General features: G+C 40.8%; 19 protein-coding genes and 1 tRNA gene. 7 read left to right on the top strand and 13 right to left on the bottom strand.

All coding sequences use genetic code 11. The annotated features are described in order from the left end of the window. Window positions 1-141: 141 nt before the first annotated feature. From AN390_RS00460 to AN390_RS00450, 3 genes are read left to right on the top strand one after another with little or no spacing between them, the layout of a single operon-like run. Window positions 142-2,682: an EAL domain-containing protein gene (locus tag AN390_RS00460; protein WP_055252640.1), complete on the top strand. Its 2,541-nt coding sequence runs from the start codon at window positions 142-144 to the stop codon at window positions 2,680-2,682. Window positions 2,683-2,710: 28 nt separating this feature from the next. Further along, complete coding sequence (locus tag AN390_RS00455; RefSeq protein WP_055252638.1) at window positions 2,711-3,520, top strand: DUF2797 domain-containing protein; 810 nt, start codon at window positions 2,711-2,713, stop codon at window positions 3,518-3,520. A gap of 2 nt (window positions 3,521-3,522) precedes the next feature. Then, a complete protein-coding gene (locus tag AN390_RS00450) occupies window positions 3,523-3,816 on the top strand; it encodes a hypothetical protein (protein WP_004588636.1) in 294 nt (97 codons plus the stop codon). A gap of 49 nt (window positions 3,817-3,865) precedes the next feature. On the opposite strand, the gene AN390_RS00445 is transcribed toward AN390_RS00450, so the two are convergent. From AN390_RS00445 to AN390_RS00420, 6 genes are all read right to left on the bottom strand, one after another. Then, the gene (locus AN390_RS00445) at window positions 3,866-4,783 is read right to left on the bottom strand and encodes a histone deacetylase family protein (protein ID WP_055252636.1); all 918 of its coding nucleotides are present in this window, start codon (window positions 4,781-4,783) and stop codon (window positions 3,866-3,868) included. A 77-nt stretch (window positions 4,784-4,860) separates the two neighbouring features. Continuing rightward, complete coding sequence (locus AN390_RS00440; protein ID WP_055252634.1) at window positions 4,861-6,402, bottom strand: serine hydrolase; 1,542 nt, start codon at window positions 6,400-6,402, stop codon at window positions 4,861-4,863. 11 nt (window positions 6,403-6,413) lie between these two features. Then, window positions 6,414-6,908: a gamma-glutamylcyclotransferase family protein gene (locus AN390_RS00435; RefSeq protein ID WP_029772759.1), complete on the bottom strand. Its 495-nt coding sequence runs from the start codon at window positions 6,906-6,908 to the stop codon at window positions 6,414-6,416. A 15-nt stretch (window positions 6,909-6,923) separates the two neighbouring features. Continuing rightward, window positions 6,924-7,550, bottom strand: coding sequence for a LysE family translocator (locus AN390_RS00430; protein WP_024031424.1), 627 nt, complete (start codon window positions 7,548-7,550; stop codon window positions 6,924-6,926). Between the two features lie 11 nt (window positions 7,551-7,561). Beyond that, on the bottom strand, window positions 7,562-8,335 hold the full coding sequence (locus tag AN390_RS00425; protein ID WP_055252632.1) for a hypothetical protein: 774 nt from the start codon (window positions 8,333-8,335) through the stop codon (window positions 7,562-7,564). Between the two features lie 9 nt (window positions 8,336-8,344). Further along, on the bottom strand, window positions 8,345-8,827 hold the full coding sequence (locus tag AN390_RS00420; protein ID WP_004588642.1) for a CreA family protein: 483 nt from the start codon (window positions 8,825-8,827) through the stop codon (window positions 8,345-8,347). A 168-nt stretch (window positions 8,828-8,995) separates the two neighbouring features. On the opposite strand from AN390_RS00420, the gene AN390_RS00415 reads away from it, so the two are divergent. Next, window positions 8,996-9,325 (top strand): 5-carboxymethyl-2-hydroxymuconate Delta-isomerase, encoded by a 330-nt coding sequence (locus AN390_RS00415; protein WP_004588643.1) that lies wholly within the window; start codon window positions 8,996-8,998, stop codon window positions 9,323-9,325. Between the two features lie 112 nt (window positions 9,326-9,437). Here AN390_RS00415 and AN390_RS00410 read toward each other — a convergent pair whose 3' ends face one another. Further along, window positions 9,438-11,318, bottom strand: a complete 1,881-nt coding sequence (locus tag AN390_RS00410) for a methyl-accepting chemotaxis protein (RefSeq protein ID WP_055252630.1) — start codon at window positions 11,316-11,318, stop codon at window positions 9,438-9,440. Window positions 11,319-11,515: 197 nt separating this feature from the next. Further along, a complete protein-coding gene (locus AN390_RS00405) occupies window positions 11,516-12,469 on the bottom strand; it encodes a LysR family transcriptional regulator (protein WP_055252628.1) in 954 nt (317 codons plus the stop codon). A 144-nt stretch (window positions 12,470-12,613) separates the two neighbouring features. Here AN390_RS00405 and AN390_RS00400 point away from each other — a divergent pair, with 144 nt between their 5' ends. Next, a complete protein-coding gene (locus AN390_RS00400; RefSeq protein ID WP_024031430.1) occupies window positions 12,614-13,435 on the top strand; it encodes a DUF4437 domain-containing protein in 822 nt (273 codons plus the stop codon). 73 nt (window positions 13,436-13,508) lie between these two features. Here AN390_RS00400 and AN390_RS00395 read toward each other — a convergent pair whose 3' ends face one another. The 4 genes from AN390_RS00395 to AN390_RS00385 all read right to left on the bottom strand — a co-directional run bounded on the left by AN390_RS00395 (window position 13,509) and on the right by AN390_RS00385 (window position 15,492). Beyond that, the gene (locus AN390_RS00395; RefSeq protein WP_029772764.1) at window positions 13,509-14,090 is read right to left on the bottom strand and encodes an outer membrane beta-barrel protein; all 582 of its coding nucleotides are present in this window, start codon (window positions 14,088-14,090) and stop codon (window positions 13,509-13,511) included. Window positions 14,091-14,355: 265 nt separating this feature from the next. Continuing rightward, a tRNA-Ile gene (locus tag AN390_RS00390) sits at window positions 14,356-14,432 on the bottom strand. A gap of 269 nt (window positions 14,433-14,701) precedes the next feature. Then, window positions 14,702-14,860: a YqaE/Pmp3 family membrane protein gene (locus tag AN390_RS19540; RefSeq protein ID WP_004587604.1), complete on the bottom strand. Its 159-nt coding sequence runs from the start codon at window positions 14,858-14,860 to the stop codon at window positions 14,702-14,704. A gap of 65 nt (window positions 14,861-14,925) precedes the next feature. Beyond that, window positions 14,926-15,492, bottom strand: a complete 567-nt coding sequence (locus tag AN390_RS00385; RefSeq protein ID WP_004587605.1) for a BON domain-containing protein — start codon at window positions 15,490-15,492, stop codon at window positions 14,926-14,928. Between the two features lie 317 nt (window positions 15,493-15,809). Here AN390_RS00385 and AN390_RS00380 point away from each other — a divergent pair, with 317 nt between their 5' ends. Beyond that, on the top strand, window positions 15,810-16,466 hold the full coding sequence (locus AN390_RS00380) for a LiaF domain-containing protein (protein WP_004587606.1): 657 nt from the start codon (window positions 15,810-15,812) through the stop codon (window positions 16,464-16,466). A gap of 70 nt (window positions 16,467-16,536) precedes the next feature. Here AN390_RS00380 and AN390_RS00375 read toward each other — a convergent pair whose 3' ends face one another. Beyond that, window positions 16,537-16,953: a VOC family protein gene (locus AN390_RS00375; protein ID WP_055252626.1), complete on the bottom strand. Its 417-nt coding sequence runs from the start codon at window positions 16,951-16,953 to the stop codon at window positions 16,537-16,539. Between the two features lie 404 nt (window positions 16,954-17,357). Between AN390_RS00375 and suhB the strand changes: the two genes are divergently transcribed. After that, the gene (suhB, locus tag AN390_RS00370) at window positions 17,358-18,161 is read left to right on the top strand and encodes an inositol-1-monophosphatase (RefSeq protein ID WP_055252891.1); all 804 of its coding nucleotides are present in this window, start codon (window positions 17,358-17,360) and stop codon (window positions 18,159-18,161) included. Window positions 18,162-18,183: the final 22 nt, after the last annotated feature.

Genomic DNA, 18,183 nt, shown 5'->3' with positions numbered 1-18,183 from the left:
CCACGATTAAATCGTCCCTAGTTAGAACAAATTTTAATCCTGAAGGATAAGCAGGCCCTAAAAATTTAACTAAAAAAGCGCAGTTTATATGCGCTTTTTTAGTGCTACACTAATTAAAAGAGTTATTACAAGTATACAACGTTGGAAACGAAAACTTTACGTTATCATGCCGCGGCCATAGCCATACTGATTTTCATATTTTATATTATTAGCACACTCGCTTCTAACCTGGTTGTGCCGACTCGCTATACCATCGATAAAACCACGCCTGTATATTTAGACTTTGCCTACTACATAGATGAAAGTAAATCTCACACACTCAACGATATTATTTTAAATCCCGAGCTAATCACCCACCAGCCGTTAACCGATATTCAGTGGAGCTTTAAGCAGCAAAACTATTGGCTATTTATAGACCTTGAAAATAAAAGTTTGGATGCTCAAGACATTGTTGCCCATTTCGATAACCCGATGGTTGATCACCTTAGCGTGTATCGGTTAAACAAAAGAAATGAGCTTATAGAAAGCTATAAATTAGGTGATAAAGTAAAGTCCCTCACGCTTTTTCAATATAGCGTACCGCATATACGTTTTGCACTTGAGAGTAAAACAACAGAGCGCTTAGCCATAAAAATAGATACAACGGGGATCAGCAAAACCCCAGTTAATTTGTATCGCCATAAAGAATTTGTTGATTTAGTTCGCTCGCAAACCGGCATTTGGGGCATATTTGCCGGCGTGTTATTAATGGCTGCTCTGTATAATTTAGTGCTTTATTTTGGGATTAAAGACCGCGTTTATTTAGTTTATATAGGCTATATAATTAGTGCGCTGTGTTTAATGGGCATTGTAATGGGCTTTGGCTTTTACTTGTGGCCCCTAGAGTGGCAATTGTACTTACACGAAAAAGTGATTTTTTCAAACTACGCAATGGCCTTTTTTACGCTCGCCTTTTGCACCATGTTTTTGCGCTACCACAAGGACAAATGCTGGCGCTATAAAATGAGTAAAGCGCTACTTATTTTAATATCTTTATTATCAATCACCACTTTATTTATACCCGAGTACATTGCAGCACCCATCTTTTTTTGTGTATTAAGCTTGTTATATATTACGTGTGTTATTTTAATTTATAACAAACTACGCACGGGCTTTAGGTGGGCGAAGTTTTACGTTTTTTCGTGGGTTCCCCTCATTGTTGGCGCGGCAATACAGCCGTTAGAATTAACGGGCTATTTGGATTATAGCTTTGCGATTCGTCACGCGTTTTTAGTGGCTATATTGTGTGAAGTTATTTTAATGGCTATGGCACTTGCCGATAGAGTGCGCTACCAGCGCGAGCGTGCGCTTTATCATGCTACACATACTCAGCAAACTAAATTACTTAACAGTGCCAAATTAAAACAAGCGTTTATGAGCTTACAAGCACAGGGGCGTAATACCACCTTGTGTTTAATTAAAATTCGCCATTTTAACTCGCTCAATACCATTATTACCCCATCGCAGGGCTACACTTTAATAAAGCACGTGGCTAAACAAATAGAGTTAGAGCTTAGCCATGAGCGCGAATTTACCAACCTAGATACAGATTTTAATAACAGCCCCCGCTTAGCCGACTTAGGCAGTGGGGTATTTGCCTGCATATCTACTAAAAACCAAAACCAGGAGTCACTTGAAGGGGCCTTAATTAAAGTTATAAATAGCCTACCCAAACAATACGAAATTCAAGGCTTAAACTTACAACTTACCTATAACATAGGGATTAGTAGCGCAGCCCACAGTGACGACTTTGAATACTGGACAAAACGGGGTTACTTGGCACTTAAAAAAGCTAAAAGTAATAACGATTTAGTAGTAAGCGCTTCTAACGGCAGTAATATATTAATGGATGTGGCATTGGCCGCTAAATTACAAAAAGCAATTAAAGACAACCAACTAGCGTTGTATTACCAACCTCAAATAGGGCTGAACTTTAATCAAGTATGTGGCGCTGAAGCGCTGCTACGTTGGCCCGACCCGGCTTTTAAAGGCGTATCGATAGAAGAGCTGATCACCCTTGCTGAGCACACAGGTATTATTAACGAGCTTACCTTATGGGTTATTGAGCAAGCCTGTAAAGATATCGTCAAACTAACCGAGCAAGGCTATAACGATCACCCAATTAGCGTAAATTTAAGTGCTAAAAATCTGTCGATTAAAAACCTAGCCGAAAAAGTCGAAAACGTCCTTATAAAATACCAAGTTCCGGCGCAGCTTCTTAAGTTTGAATTAACGGAGTCAGCATTAGTCGAAAGCCACGAAGCGCTTATTTCGTTGGTTAATGAGCTTTCTGATTTAGGGGTGCGCGTGGTCCTTGATGACTTTGGCACTGGCTATTCATCGCTAAGTTATTTGGTTAATTATCGCTTTACGGAGCTTAAAGTAGATAAATCGTTTGTATTTGACTTAACAAATAACACCGCCAATAAAGTGATTGTGCAAACCGCTATAGATATGGCACATAACCTAGGGCTATCTATAACTATGGAAGGCATAGAAACCCAAGATGTGCACCACTTATTAAAAGAAATGGGCGCCGACAGAGCGCAAGGTTACCTATACGCTAAGCCAATTCCTCTAGATGACTATTTGTATTTCTTAAAAAGCCAATACAGTTTAAAGATGTTAAACTCCACGTTTTAATATCAACATCTTTAGGGGCCAAGTAAAGATGCAAGGCACTTTGCGTAAATTAAAATCGAGCTTAACAGAGCCGGTTCAATATCATCTTCCTGTGGGCGACAACCTAGTCGACCTAAACGCACTCATTGGTAAAGAGTTAACGCTGACGTTTAGCGGTACCATTTTATGCTCAAACTGTGGCAAAAAAACCAAAAAGAGTTACTCGCAAGGCCACTGTTTTGTGTGTATGCGCAAGCTTGCTAGCTGCGATATGTGCATTATGAAACCAGAAACCTGCCATTACGATAAAGGCACTTGCCGCGAGCCGCAATGGGGCGAAGAAAACTGCATGATCCCGCATTATGTGTATTTAGCCAATACCTCAGGGCTAAAAGTAGGCATTACTCGCCATACGCAAATACCGACACGTTGGGTTGATCAAGGCGCCACTCAAGCACTGCCTATTTTTAAAGTGCAAACACGTTTGCAATCAGGCTTAGTTGAGGTGGCATTGGCCGAGTTTATTGCCGATAAAACCAATTGGCGTAACATGCTAAAGGGCCAAAACGAAGCCATTGACCTTAAAGCCGCCGCGGCAGAGCTGATCCCGCAAATTAGCGATAAATTAAACGAGCTAAGCGAGTTATTTGGTGCCACAGCCATAGAGCAACTTGATGAAGACGTGGTTGATTTAAACTTCCCGGTGACAGAGTACCCCACTAAAATTAGCTCGTTTAATTTTGATAAAAACCCAGTAGTGAGCGGCGTGCTGCAAGGTATAAAAGGTCAGTACTTAATTTTTGATACTGGCGTTATAAATGTGCGTAAATTTACCTCATACGAGGTAACAGTAGGGTAACTATGCTAAACAGCTTTCCACAGTTATTAATTGTTTATAATGAGCTTGAAATAGCGCACGATAAACAAGAACAAGAAGCGTGTTTGCACAGCGTTACGCAAAGTGAGCTTAGTAATGTGCGCGTGTTGAACAAGCAAGGTGAGTACGTTGACCTGCAAGGCGCTGCATGCGCCCCTCTTTCACAGGAGCAGCTAGCGCAACTGGTAACCACTTATTTATTAAATGAAGGGCAATGCTGCCTTGGCAAAATTAAAACCCTTAATACCAAGCAGGCGTTTGATTTACTAGGTTTATAACCCTTTAGTTATACCAATTCGCTTAATTAAGTATTATTGCGGATTGGTATTAGTACTCACTAAGCACTTTTATATGCGCTACAGCACTTCTTCCTAATGCTGATAGCGCATAGCCCCCTTCAAGGTAAGATATAACACCTTTGCAGCCACTCTCTTTTGCAACGTCGCATAATTGCTCTGTAAGCCAGCTGTAGTCATCTTCTACAAACTTTAAACTTGCCATGTCATCTTCTAGGTGGGCATCAAACCCTGCACTAATAAATAGCAGCTCTGGCTTAAAAGCTTTTAATTTTGGCAACCATTGGGTATTAAACACTTCTTTTAAATCATCGCCACTACTGGCAATTGGCAAAGGGGAATTAACTATGTGGCTGTTATTTTTTACGGCTGTGTTTGGGTAAAATGGGTATTGAAATAGCGAACAAAGTAATACGTTTTCATCGTTTATAAATATGTCTTGGGTGCCATTACCATGGTGTACGTCAAAATCAGCAATTGCTATACGTTTAATGCCTTTACTTTGGGCATACTTAACCGCTATAGCTAAATTATTAAATACACAAAACCCAGAAGAAGCGTGTGCATTGGCATGATGCCCTGGCGGGCGTACAGCGCAAAACGCCGCATCGAGTTTATCTGCGAGTATTCCATCTACAGCCAACAACCCTGCTCCAACGGCGCGCTCTACCGCTTTAAATGAATCAGGGCAAAGCCAGGTGTCGCCATCAAGGTTATGTAGCCCCTGCTCAGGAACTAAGCGCTCCACAAGGTTAACTAATGTCTCATCATGGGCTAATAAGTAATGCTCACGCTGCGCTTTAGGCGCTTGTAGATGCGTTAAGCCAATATCTACACCACTTGCCAAAAGTCTATCGGCAATAGCGTCTAGGCGCTCTGGGCACTCAGGATGATCGTCAATCATTTTATGTTTACGGCAATGAGGGTGTGAAATAACTGCAGTACGCATAAACGCTCCTTTAATGTGAGTGCTTAATATAACAAAGCCACCTTACGGTGGCTTTGCGACTTTGGTGTATAGCATCACTACTTAGCTTTTAAATTTAGGTTTCTAAAATCAAAACTAAAGTCTGTTACCGCTGTTGATACCGCGCGCATTTTGGCGCTATTTACACGGTTGTTTGCGCCCATATCAAAACGAATAAACGCATCGGCCTCGAGTAGCTTTTCATCCCACTTAACAATAAACGTATTACCTGTGTAATGCTCAAGCGTGCCTTTTAAGCGTTTGGTATGGGTAAAATCAATACGTAGTTTGCCATCTAGTTGCTCAATAATTACATCACCGTACCAATCGTCATGTAACGTGCCGGTGTAATTTATATTAGGTAACTGTGGCTGGTAATCTGCTGGGGTGTCGGGTTTTGCATTGGCGTAGGCTTTTTGTTTACTCGCAAAATGTTTTTTAGCCAACTCTTCAACCCAGTCTTTATCTTCAAGCTCAAGGGCGTCTTCTAGCACTTCGTGGGTTACTGCCGAAAGTGCACTAAATGCTTGCTGATTAGATAAAATAACAATGCCGAGCTTTTTCTCAGGCAATAATGTAACTTGCGACACCATACCTAAAATGCCCCCGCCATGGCCTAGCTTTTTAAAGCCGTGGTAATCTTCAATGCTCCAACCTAGCCCATAGCCTCTAAATTGCTGACGATAGGCCTCATACGCACTTTTAGAAGCCATAGAGGTAATATGCGGGTGCCACATTTGCGCTTGCTGTTTTTCACTAAATAGTTGCTCGCCGCTTGGCATTTTTCCGCCAGCTAACTGCGTTAGTAACCATTGACTCATATCGTTTACGCTTGATGCAATAGCCCCTGCGCCTCTAAAGTCTTCTAGGTAGTTAACAAAAAAAGGATTGAGCTTGCCATCCATTGGTATGTGGCCAATTGCCCAGTTTTTATTGCTTTTTGGAATACGCGAAAAGCCCGCGCGCGAGTTTTCCATGTGCAAAGGCTGTAATATATTTTTTTCGATGTAATCATTCCAGCTCATTCCTGATACACGTGCCACCACTTCGCCTGCGGTTACAAACATTAAGTTGTTATAGGCATACTGGCTGCGAAAGCTGCTGGCTGGTTTTAAATACTGTAGGCCGGCTAAAATATCCTTTATAGATTTATCAGTACTTGGCCAAATCATTAAATCGCCCTGCCCAAGCCCTAAGCCACTGCGATGGCTTAATAAATCACGAACACGCATTTCGCGGGTGACGTAGGAGTCGTACAACCTAAACTCAGGTAAGTGGTCAATTACCCTGTCATCCCAGCTTAACTTACCTTCATCAACCAACTTAGCCAGCGCTGCACTGGTAAACGCTTTTGTGTTTGAGGCAATACCAAAAAGTGTGTCTTTGTTCACTTTTGCATTTGTATTGAGGTTGCTTGTCCCAAACCCTTTAGCAAATACAACTTTATCGTCTTGCACAACCGCTACCGCCATACCCGGTACGTCAAAGCGTGCCATTGAGGTGTTAATAACCTCTTCTAAGTCCGTGGTATTAATTTGTGCCCAACTATTAAAAGTGGCACTGGCAAGCAACGCTAAACTGGCTAATTTGGTGAGTTTCATGGTTATCCTTATTATTTTTGGTGCACTGCAAATTCAATATCAGCACGCTCTTTATTTGTATCGGGCTTATGCGGCCGATTAAGTATTGCATCACTGTATTCTTTTGGTACGCCCGCCTCAAGCGCGCCGCGATGAACGTGCTGAATATACCAGTCGTATGGCAGTACATCGTTATCGTGAGTGTTAGCAATATAGCAATGGGCCTCTATTTGCTCCCCATCTAACAAAGTGGGCTTAATAGCCACGCAATCGTAGCCTGGGCCTTCTATGGTATCTAAAATTGCTTTTTCGGCTTCATCAAGTTCATACACCACGCCATAGACCAAGGCGTTTTTGTCATCACTTTTTTGAATACTGCACTTACCCGAGCCATCTTTAAATAACATATTAAACGTAAGCTCGTAGCCTTTTAGTACAGCTGTGCCAACTCGCTTTGCTTTTGGTAAACGCGCAAGCAAGCGGTTAGAGGACATATTCGATCCAAACGAAAAATTATAAATAGGCATGACTTCTCCCTAGGGTTAAATTACTACACGAATGGCTAAAGCAATTAAAATAACACCTATACCCCGGTCAAACCAATAGCCGCTTTTTTGAAAAAATGCCCGTACACTGGGTTTTGACAGCACTAAAGAAAGCATAGAAAACCACACCCACGTTGCCAGAGCCATATAAACCCCATACACAACCTGCACGCTAGTTGGTGTAGTTACACTAATAACTAAGGTAAATAACGACATAAAAAAGAGAGTGGCTTTAGGATTAAGCGCGTTGGTTAAAAAGCCGCGCCTAAATGCATGCCATACGCTTTCCTGTGGGGTAGTTTTGTTTTCTATGTTGTCTGTTTTATTTACCGGTGGTTTGGCAGCTCTTAATGCTTGTACGCCTAAATAGGCTAAATACGCCCCCGCAACATACTTTAATGCCATAAATAAATTAGGCGATTGCGTTAAAATTAGCGCAACCCCTAATACGCAGTATCCTACGTGTAATAAAATAGCAGCGCCCACACCAGCGCTTGTCCATAGGGCGTTACGCCTGCCCTGCTGTATACTTTGTTTGAGCACCACGGCAAAGTCGGGGCCTGGGCTGGCTACTGCAAAAAAGTGGGCGATGGCAATCAGTAAAAATTCGTCTAAGTAGTTCACAAGTATCCGGTTTAAGTTGGTGCATAGGCAAGCAATAGCGGATTAGCAGAGTTATCAACTAATGCTTTGATCTCTTTTTGGGCTTTTTTAAATTGGCTGCGCAAATGTGGCTTTAAATGTTTTTTAGAGTCACGATCGTTTTTAAAATAACTGATCAGCGCGTGCATAAATACGGTATGGGTTTCGCTTAGTTTCGCTTCACGATTAGCATAAGGGTTATAGCACGAGCCACACCCGCCTTTAAATTGATACACAGTGTTGCTCATCATTACCCCAAACCCTAAAAAACAGGCCAGCGCATCTGCCGCTTGTGGCAAGTAGTCTTTACCGCCTGGCGGTAACACCCCAACATGATGAATTAATACAGTAGCCAGCGTGCCGGCAAAGCTGGCCACTAAATCTTGCGGCTGATTAATTTGATTAGGATTAAACGAGATATTAATCGTGTGGCTTGGCGGTACAATAAGTTGGCTTTGCTCTCCGCGTAAGTGTTCAGCAAATTCAAAATGCGGAAATACTTGCGGCTGTAACTGTTGTGGCGCAACTAATTGTATTGGCCACGCACTCATACCTGCGTAATCACGTACTCGTACAAATACCTTAGTGGCCATTTCCTCAATACTCGATACCGAATCAGGAAAATGCGCCACCGTTGGCAATATTATTTGCGTGTGCTTGGTAAAAAATGCGGCATCAAAGTGCTCTACCGCCCAAATAAAGGTATCAATTAGCCACTGCTGCTCGGCTTGTTCTAGCAGCGGCTTTGATTTAAATAACGCTAACATAGTGTGCTCTTATTTTTGTTCAAGTGCCCAGTTCCAAGCTTGTGTATTGTATAAAGGCACAGTTGAAAGTGCGTGGTGGTGGCTGCCGCTCGACTCTTTAGTCGAGTACGATAAGTACAGTAATGTGCGGTTTTGTGCATCGTAAATACGGCGCACTTTTAGCGATTTAAATAAAATACTTTTTGATGACTTAAACACCACTTCGCCCGACTTACTGCGATCTATTGCTTGTAACATATCGGCTGTAATTGGCCCAGTTTGACGACACGCAATAGACATATCAGAGGGATCTGAAAAATCTAAGTCGGCCTCAATATGGCTAATATGGCACGTAACCCCTTTTACTAGTGGGTCTTGCTGGGAATTTACCACTACATCTTTAGTAGTAAACAGCCCTAAGCTCACCGATGCAACATCATCTGAGCAGGCACTTAAGGTAACCACTGCACTTAATAGCACAGCTAAACGTTTAAAGCGGTGTGGTAATTTCATATTAATCCTTAATTTTGCTTTATAAGCGAAGGTTCACGTGACTGTTTTTATACTACCATCAAAAATTAATACAACTAAATTTAGGCCATTGAGGGGTTAGCGCACAGTTCAGGCTTTGGTACAATTATACGTACGCCCACGTAGTAACTCATAATAGGAAACGCGTAAATGCCGCACATTATTATTGAACACTCAGAAGATCTTCCTGTATTACCGCAAGTACTTGTTGAAAAAGTGCACAACGCGACTTTTCAAAGTGGTTTGTTTGACTTAGAAACCATTAAAACCCGCGCTATTGCTTATCAGCAATACCAGCTCGGTGAAGGAAAAGAAGGGTTTATTCATATTGCGGCGCATATCATGGCCGGGCGCTCTATTGAACAAAAACAAATGTTAAGCGAGAGCTTGCTTGAGTGTTTAAAAACTTATTGCCGAGATTCTGACAGCTTAAGCGTTAATATTTACGACATTCAACACGAAATTTACCGTAAAAATTAACCCGTTTAAAAACGCATTGTTATTAACCTAAGCTTTGGATAATAAACCTCTTAACCAAAGCTTAGCTTAACTAAGGTACAACGCGTTTTTTAGCTTAATGTTGTCACTTTTTTTAAAGCGTAAACTTACCCAGTAAGTCTTTTAATATATTCGACTCTTCATTTAGCCCATTGCATAGCTGCTCTGAGGTTTTCATATTTTGTTTTGTTTGCTCAGCAGAATCAGAAATCATCACCACATTTTGACTAATTTCTGAGGTAGCCAACGTTTGCTCGCGGGTGGCTGTAGCCACTGAGCTATTTAGCTCACTTAGCGTAACAATTTCTTGAGATATACCCGTTAAGGTACTCCCCGTTACTTTTAAACGTTCGGCGTTTTCTAGGGTATTTTTACTGCCAAGCTCTATAGCCGACACCGTACTTGAAGCCTTAGAATTTAACGTGTCTATCATTTCGTTAATTTGCTCGGTCGACTCTGCAGTACGCATAGCAAGGGTTCTTACTTCATCGGCTACAACGGCAAAACCACGGCCGTGTTCGCCTGCCCGCGCGGCTTCTATGGCAGCATTGAGCGCCAGTAAGTTAGTTTGCTCTGATATTGCTTTAATAACATCAAGCACCTGCGTAATTGACTTTATCTCACCTGAAAGCTCAGTTACCGAGGCAACCGAGGTAGCCATGGCGTTTTCTAGCTGCTCCATTTGCTTTATCGTGCTATTTACAAACTCCACCCCTTTATGAGTCGCTTCTTCTGTTGAAGTCGCAATGTCAGAGGCGTTACTGGCACTGTTTGAAATATCTTGTACGGTTACTTCCATTTCGTTAACGGCTGCCGCCACCGTTTGCGTGCTAGATGATTGTACCTCGGCCAAGTTGGCCGCGCCCTGTACTTGTACTAACACATTTTCTGAAATGCTTTTAACGTGGTTTGCTGAGTCCGACACTTGCTTAAACATGCCATGTAGCTGCTCTAAAAATAAATTAAAGTTAGCGGCAAGCTCTGATATTTCGTTGTTATCGTTAGTAGGCAGCCTTACGGTTAAATCGCCATCTTTTTTAGTTAACGCGCTCACTGCAGCAGTTATGTTTTCAATGGGTTTAAATATTTGCGACACTAAAACTCTGGCCAAGGCAAAGCCTATAATGGCGATGATCACACCAAATAATAAATTGCTATTAATGGCACTATTTATTGGCCCGTATAACTGCTGCTCGGGCACTTCTGCCACTAAATGCCAACCTAATGACTCAATAGGCGTACTCGACACAACATAATCTTCGCCTGCCATTGTTTTACTAATAATGGCGCCATTTTTTATATCGTTAATATTAATTTTTTGACCCATTTTACTTCTGTCACTGTGAAGCATTACCTCACCTTCATCAGAGACCAAATACACCACACCGGCTTCGCCAATACGGTATTCGTTAATTAAGTTGATCATAGAATCGAGCGAGCGCCCTACGCCTGTAATGGCGGTACGCTCACCATTAATTTGCAGTGCATAGTTAATAAAAACCACCATGCTATTTGTGGTTTTATCTATATCTAGTGCTATTTCAAAGGGTCTGTTAGAGGATAAAAACTGATCAAACCATACATCTTCGCTTCTATCTATCTGTCTAGATATGCCAATATCGGTGTAATAGTTGTTGGTATTTTTGGAAATTATATAAGCAATAACTGCGTTGTTATCTTTTTTAATACTGGCTAAATAATTAATATAATCGGCTCTTGCTTGCTCACTCTCACCGTTACTTAGCCACTGTTTAACAAAGCTATTTTGCGCAATTTCTTTGGCAACAATTATAGGAGTGGCAAGTTCGAGTTCAATTTTGCTTTTTACTTCACTCAATGCGGTGGGTAAATCAACCTTTGCGAGCTTTTCATCGGTATGATTTTGAATACTATTTGAAAATAAAAATGTAGAAACCGCTAACGGCACAACAATAGCCAAAATAAGACTAATATAAACTTTTTGTTTAAGTAACATACGATACCTGTAAATGGATAAAGGACTTAACTAACACTTGCTTAGAATAAATATAGGATCAGCTGAGCAATAAGCCCAATAATTAGAAAAAATAGAACATAAAAGAAGAGCGTGTATTTTAATTTAATCAACCACAGGAAAGCGAATTAAATTTTAAAGGCGCAAGGCTAGCTAAAACTAACCTCGCGTAAGGTGCACTAGGGTGAATCGGGCCACTCTTGCTCGTTAATTATCCCTTGCGCAATCAGGTTTTTTCTTAATTGGCTAACAGTGTGTTTTAACTCATCACGAATAAGCCTAATTGCGGGCGTTATAAGCTGGCGGCTAGGTAGTACTAACCACATTTCAGTGAGGGGGATTTTGTAATCGGGCATTAACCTTTTTAGTCTGCCCGCTAATAAATCTTCAGCTACATCAATGGCCGATTTTTTGGCTATCCCGGTGCCATCAACACACCAACGCCTTACTATATCGCCATCGTTAACGGCGCGGTCGCTGCTCATTTTAACCTTGTATTTTTGATTATCGTTATACAGCTCCCACCCATCATGCACTACCTCGTAGAGCTTATATAAAAGGGCATTATGATTCAGTAGGTCATCTGGCGTTAACGGCTCACCGTGCTTTTTAATGTACTCAGGCGAGGCACATAGCACGTGTGCAATGTTACAAATTTTAAAGCCGTATAAATTTAGCTCCTGTGCGGCCTCTTTAGTTAAGGCGCGCAGCGCAACATCAATTCCATCACGGTAAAAATCAGCGCGGCTGTCGCTTGCTTGTAAGCGCAGCGTCACTTCACTGTGTTTATCCATAATATTATTTAGCAATACCCGCATAAGGTTGCGCCCCATTTCCGATGACACTGCTATTCGCACTTCACCACTAATAGATTGCTGCTCCTCATGAATAAGCACTTGCCCTTGTTGCAATAAATCGAGAGCCTGCTGACACAGGGGTAAATACCGTTCCCCTTCAGGCGTGAGGCGAATTTGCCTTGTTGTGCGTACAAATATTTGTGCCCCAAGCGCCTGCTCTATTCGCTTTAACGAGACACTTGCAGCCGATGAGCTCATATCTAATTGATTTGCAGCAGCTGTAATTGATTGCAGCTCAGCCACTTTGAGTAATACTTGTAAATCAGCTATTTTCATCAAACCCTCTTATTGCATAAACCAGCATGCGTAACTATAGCGTTATTATCCACGTTTTTGCGAAAGTGTATTTAACTTATGCCCATTTATTGACTGAATTTTAAGCCGTACTATAGCGCTATACCAACTTAACGGAGCTTTTAAATGAAATTTTTACTAAACGCATCAACTCTTGCACTGGTTGCAACACTTATATCAACGCCAGCCTCTGCAGAGCAAAGCACATCAAAAGTTGTTGCTGCAAGCAATATTGACTGGGGTTACTTAAACCCGCTACGTGGTGATAAAAGCCCTGGCGCTGCAGATTTATGGGGAAACCGCACAACCGACACCGCAACAGGCATGTTAGTACGCTTTAAAAAAGGCTTTGAATCTCCGCCGCACATTCACAACATTACTTACCGCGGTATCGTTATTGAAGGGCAAATGCATAATGACGACCCAACAGCTGAAAAAATGTGGATGCCAGCGGGTTCGTTTTGGACACAACCTGCAGGTGAAAACCACACCACTGCAGCCAATGCTGAAACAAATTTAATTTACTTAGAAATCGACTCTGGGCCGTACTTAGTTAAACCAACTAATGCCCAGTTTGATAATGGTGAGCGCCCGTTAAACCTACATGCAGACAACATAGTATGGCTAAACAGCAGCGATTTAAACGACATTAACGCCCAAGGCGTGCAAACCACCTACCTTTGGGGAAGTACAGCCGATATGAACGGCTCAATGATTAAACTTCCTGCCGGCTTTAAAGGTGAAATAAAAACAGATGCAAGCGAATTTCGTGCTGTTGTTATAGCCGGCGCCGTAGAGTACAACTCAAGCGAGCAAGATAAAGCGCAAAACCTAAGCGCAGGCAGCTATGTAGAATCAACCGGTAACTTTACCCACACGATTAAGAACACTAGCGACAAAACAGCCACTATTTACATTCGTACTAACAGTAAGTACCAAGTAGATTAGAAACTACTTATAAAAAGTAAATGGCATAAAAAAAGCGCACTGTTTAGTGCGCTTATTTTTTATTTATTAATACTTAAAAGCTATAACGAGCAGTTAAGCTTACTAAATCTAGCTCGTCCAATGAGGTGTAATTAGCCCCAAGTGAAACGTTGTTATTAATGTAGTAACGTGCGCCCACACTGAAAGATGTTTCACTCTCATCTGCAATATCGACATTGCCTACTCGGCCATCTAGCTCAATATTATCACTTATCATAGAGCGAACACCTACAGATAGACTATAGCCATTTTCGTCATTCGAAGCACTACTTCCACGATACGATGCCTCTAGCTCTACGTTCTCGTAAGTTGCTAAACCATAAAAGTCAGTGTTCGCGCCAATAGCTGTGCGATAACCTATTCCAGCACTAAGCCAGTTTAAGTCCACATCTACACCATCATCTGAATTACCCAGAGTTTGGTATTGACCAGATAGGAAAAAGTTTTCGCCTAATAGCGTACTACCATCAAATGTCCATCCATCTGCATCATCGCCATCAATATCACCGTCAAGATAACCTGCAGCAACATAGTTAAAGTTAGGTGACTCTGCAAAAGCAGCTGGACTTGTAATAACAGCAGTCACTAGCAAGATTGCAATTTTATTCTTTTTCATAATACTTCCTTTTAAATTTATTTTAACAACCTTAAATTGCCCCTAAAAAGTACATAACTAGGTTCTTGATTGCAAATATAAATCTAGCAACCGAACCAACATATGTCGCTGTTATTAGTAAAAAAGAAAAATGATTGAAGCTGGTTTTTAAATAATAGAGGCGGTATAGGCACACAAACAACTAACCTAAATACTGTATAAAAAGTACCGTAGAAAATATTTTGTATTGGCTATAACTATTTAAAAATTGGAAAGCTTTGAAAAGTGGTGGCCCCTCCCAGACTCGAACTGGGGACCTAACGATTATGAGTCGTGTGCTCTAACCAACTGAGCTAAGGGGCCAACTTTGTATAACTACGAGGTAGTTAATTTTTGAAGCGTTTAGCCACTGAGCGACTAAAGCGGGTTGCAGTATAAAAAGTTTTTTAAGGCTTGTCACTAGCAAAAACCTTTATTTTAACAATCAGTAAGCTGACTGCTTAAATAGTAATCTTTTTGCATGCGAATAGGCAGGAAATAACAGAAAAATAAACACAGAAGTATGTAAGCCGCTTTTTTACAATTTTAATAACTATAAAAAAGTGGCCGGCTCACATTGAACACACCACACATTATTTTTTAGCAATAATGTAGATAGCGTGAATTAAACCAGGGAAGTAACCCAGTAAAGTTAGTAAAATATTTAGCCAAAAGTGCATACCTAAACCAACTTGTAAAAATACACCCAGTGGCGGTAATAAAATCGACAGTATTATACGAATGATATCCATGATATAGCTCCTTTAAAAATGACAAGCAAAAAGCCCAGCTAAGCTGGGCTTTTTAGTATAGTGTATTATTCAGCAACAATAGTTAGTTCATCTACTACGTCACGAACATCTTCAGCATTTTTAGCAATTTTTACTGCTAACTGCTTTTCAGCTTCTGTTTCAACAGAACCTTTAAGTTTTACTATACCGTTGTCGGTATCAACGTCGATATCTGTACCGTCAACTTCTGAGTCAAATAAGAAACGTGTAGTAATTACTGTGGTGATTTTAGCGTCAGTTAAGTCGTTATCGTCATCATCCATAGTGTCACGATCTTTGTCGTCCATATCCATGTTTTTCACAACAGTTAGGTTGTTTTCTACATCAGATACGCCATCTAGGCTAATTACAAGTTCTTCAGCTAGCTCTTTATCAAGGTCGCTGTTTACTTTACCTGTAAGTACTACCTTGCCATTTTTTACATCAGTGTTAATGTCAAAGTTGTTTAGATTAGTGTTCATAAGAAGCACTGTTTCTGCCTTACCATCAATCCAAGCATCTTTACTTTCATTTTCCCAAGTGCCCGCTTGAGCACCCATAGCTGTAGTACCTAGAACTAAAGCCGCAATCATAGATTTGTTGAATGTTTTCATAATCTTTCTCCTTTTGATTAAAGACACTCTTATATATGCGAGCTTTAGGCCAACTTTATTAACACTTTAAATTCATGGAGTTAGCTATTTTATTAGGTATAAATAAAAACACCTCCGAGTAAACATTTACAGGCTATTAGGTAAAACTTTCTTAAGTGGTGAAAATAACGATTATATTGCTGTTTTGGTTAATCTATCGTTAATATAATAAATTAAGCGACGCTACTAAAACAATAAATCATTGATATATAAATAGTTAAATTTTGGTACACCACTTGCTATGTACAGTGGTAACTCATATAAAAAGGATTATTCCCATGTCTGTAAAAATTGAAGACCGCCCAATAGAGCAAGTTCGCGAACAAGTGATAGATCAACTTATTTATAACTACAGCCATGGCGTTATTTCCGCTGAAGCCTTTGAAAGGCGCTTAGACAGTGCAATGGAAGCAACCGAAAATACTGCGTTACTTAATTTAGTAGAGGATTTAACCCTTACTACAGATACCCAGTACAGTGCTCAAAAGCAAACGCAATTTGCCCCTAACTACAGTGCCCAACAAGCGGATGAAGAAAACTTAACACTGCGAAGCATTTTAGGCTCAAGCGAGCGTAGCGGCCAATGGGTGGTGCCTAAAGATATTTATATTCAAAACTATATGGGGTCGATTGTTTTAGATTTTACTGATGCTATTTTTGCCCACCAACATGTTACCGTGCATGTAAATTGTATTTTTGGCAGCGAAGAAATTTACGTACCAGAGCACGTTAATGTAGTTTCTAAAATGTTTTGTATATTAGGTAGTTTTGAAAACAAAACGGTGTCGCTTAATAAGCGCCAAGGCCCCACAATTAACCTAGAAGGTAAAACAGTTTTAGGCTCGGTGGAGGTAAAAGTTAAACGCACCATTAAAGAAAAGTTTGTGAGTTTTGCTAATGATTTAAAGGCCCAGCTTGGGGTGAGTAATAAATAATACGGGTAAAAACACAATGGGTAGAAAAGCCATATTATGCGCTTTTCTACACCGTTGTTTACTGCCTATTTTATAAGTCGTTATTACGCTCGCTTGGAATGTCACTCATATACTGCACAAACTCAACCTCGAATCCTGCTGGGTCTAAGTAATATACGTTTTTTCTAAATGGGTTTTCTGCACCCTCTTTATCAATGTTAAATCCGGCGTGTTTTAAGCGCTGTATAACAGCGTCTAGGTTGTTTGTAACGTAAGCAAAGTGAGCCAGTCCGATTTGGTGCCCTGCCAAATCTCTGTTTTTATGCTCGCCATTATCGCTTATAGCAATGTAATGGTTATCGTCGCCAAAATGTACCCAGCGCTTAGGTTTGCCATACCAGGTGTTATGCCCTTCACGTCTAATTGACCAATAAGGAAAGGCTGCTTGGTAAAATTTAAGCATGGCATTTATATCGTTTACTACTAAATGTACGTGTTCTAATTTCATTATTATTTACCCTAGTTGAATGCTTAAACACAAGATAAAACCTCAAGCTAACTTTAGGTAAAGCACTTTTTTTACTTTTTAGTATTATTGGCGTGTATTGCCCTTGTAAGATTAATTTTTACAACAGTATGTTTGCTAGCAGGACGCGGAAGCTTTGCTTCATGGAAGTTATTGAGCCCCCAAGGCTTCGCACTTCGCGCTGTGATTAAGTTGCCCTTCGGTTGAACAAATTTCAATCCATACACGCCAACATGTCTTAGATACGAATAAATTTACATGCATTTCAAGGCCGTACAAAAAACGCACAAAAGTATTTAGGGTTTATTGTTTACTTTATGGCAAAAGTCGCTAAAATACGCCGGCTTAAATATATAAACGTTCTTTTACAACCCAAAGGTAATACCATGCATCCAATGTTAAACATTGCGGTTCGCGCTGCGCGCAACGCAGGCAAAATTTTACTTCGCGCAAGTGAAGATTTATCAAAAGTTGAAATTCAACAAAAAGGCACTAACGACTTAGTGACTAACATTGATAAAGAAGCCGAAGCCGTAATTCGTGATACAATTTTAAAATCTTACCCTGATCACTGCGTTGTTGGTGAAGAACTAGGTGAGCACAAAGGCAAAGATGCAGATTACCAATGGATTGTTGACCCGCTTGATGGCACAACTAACTTCATCAAGGGTATCCCTCATTTCGCGGTTTCTATCGCACTTAAAGTAAAAGGTCGTTTAGACCAAGCTGTAATTTACGATCCAGTTCGTGGCGAGCTTTTCACTGCATCTCGTGGTCAAGGCGCACAGCTAAACAGCAAGCGTTTACGCGTTACTAAAACCGTAGAATTAGCTGGTTCAATTCTAGCAACAGGCTTCCCTTTCAAACAAAAACACCACTTAGATTCATACACAGACGCGTTTAAAGCATTGTTTACACAAACTGCTGATATTCGTCGTGCAGGTTCTGCAGCGCTAGATATGGCATATGTAGCGGCGGGCCGTGTTGATGGCTTTTTTGAAATTGGTTTAAAACCGTGGGACACAGCAGCAGGCGAGTTACTTGTAAAAGAAGCTGGCGGCATGGTTGTTGATTTTGCAGGTGGCGTTAACTACAACAATAGCGGTAACATTATTTGTGGTGCACCTAAGCTTACTCAAGCAATTATCCGTGAAATTCGTCCAGTATTACCTGAAGCGTTACTTCGCTAATAAAGTGCATGTAGCCCTATTA

It is taken from the genome of Pseudoalteromonas sp. P1-11, from assembly GCF_001399995.1.
GTDB classification, from domain to species: domain Bacteria; phylum Pseudomonadota; class Gammaproteobacteria; order Enterobacterales; family Alteromonadaceae; genus Pseudoalteromonas; species Pseudoalteromonas atlantica.
The sequence above is the reverse complement of the archived record's forward strand: the minus strand, read 5'-3'. Positions and strand labels throughout refer to the sequence as shown.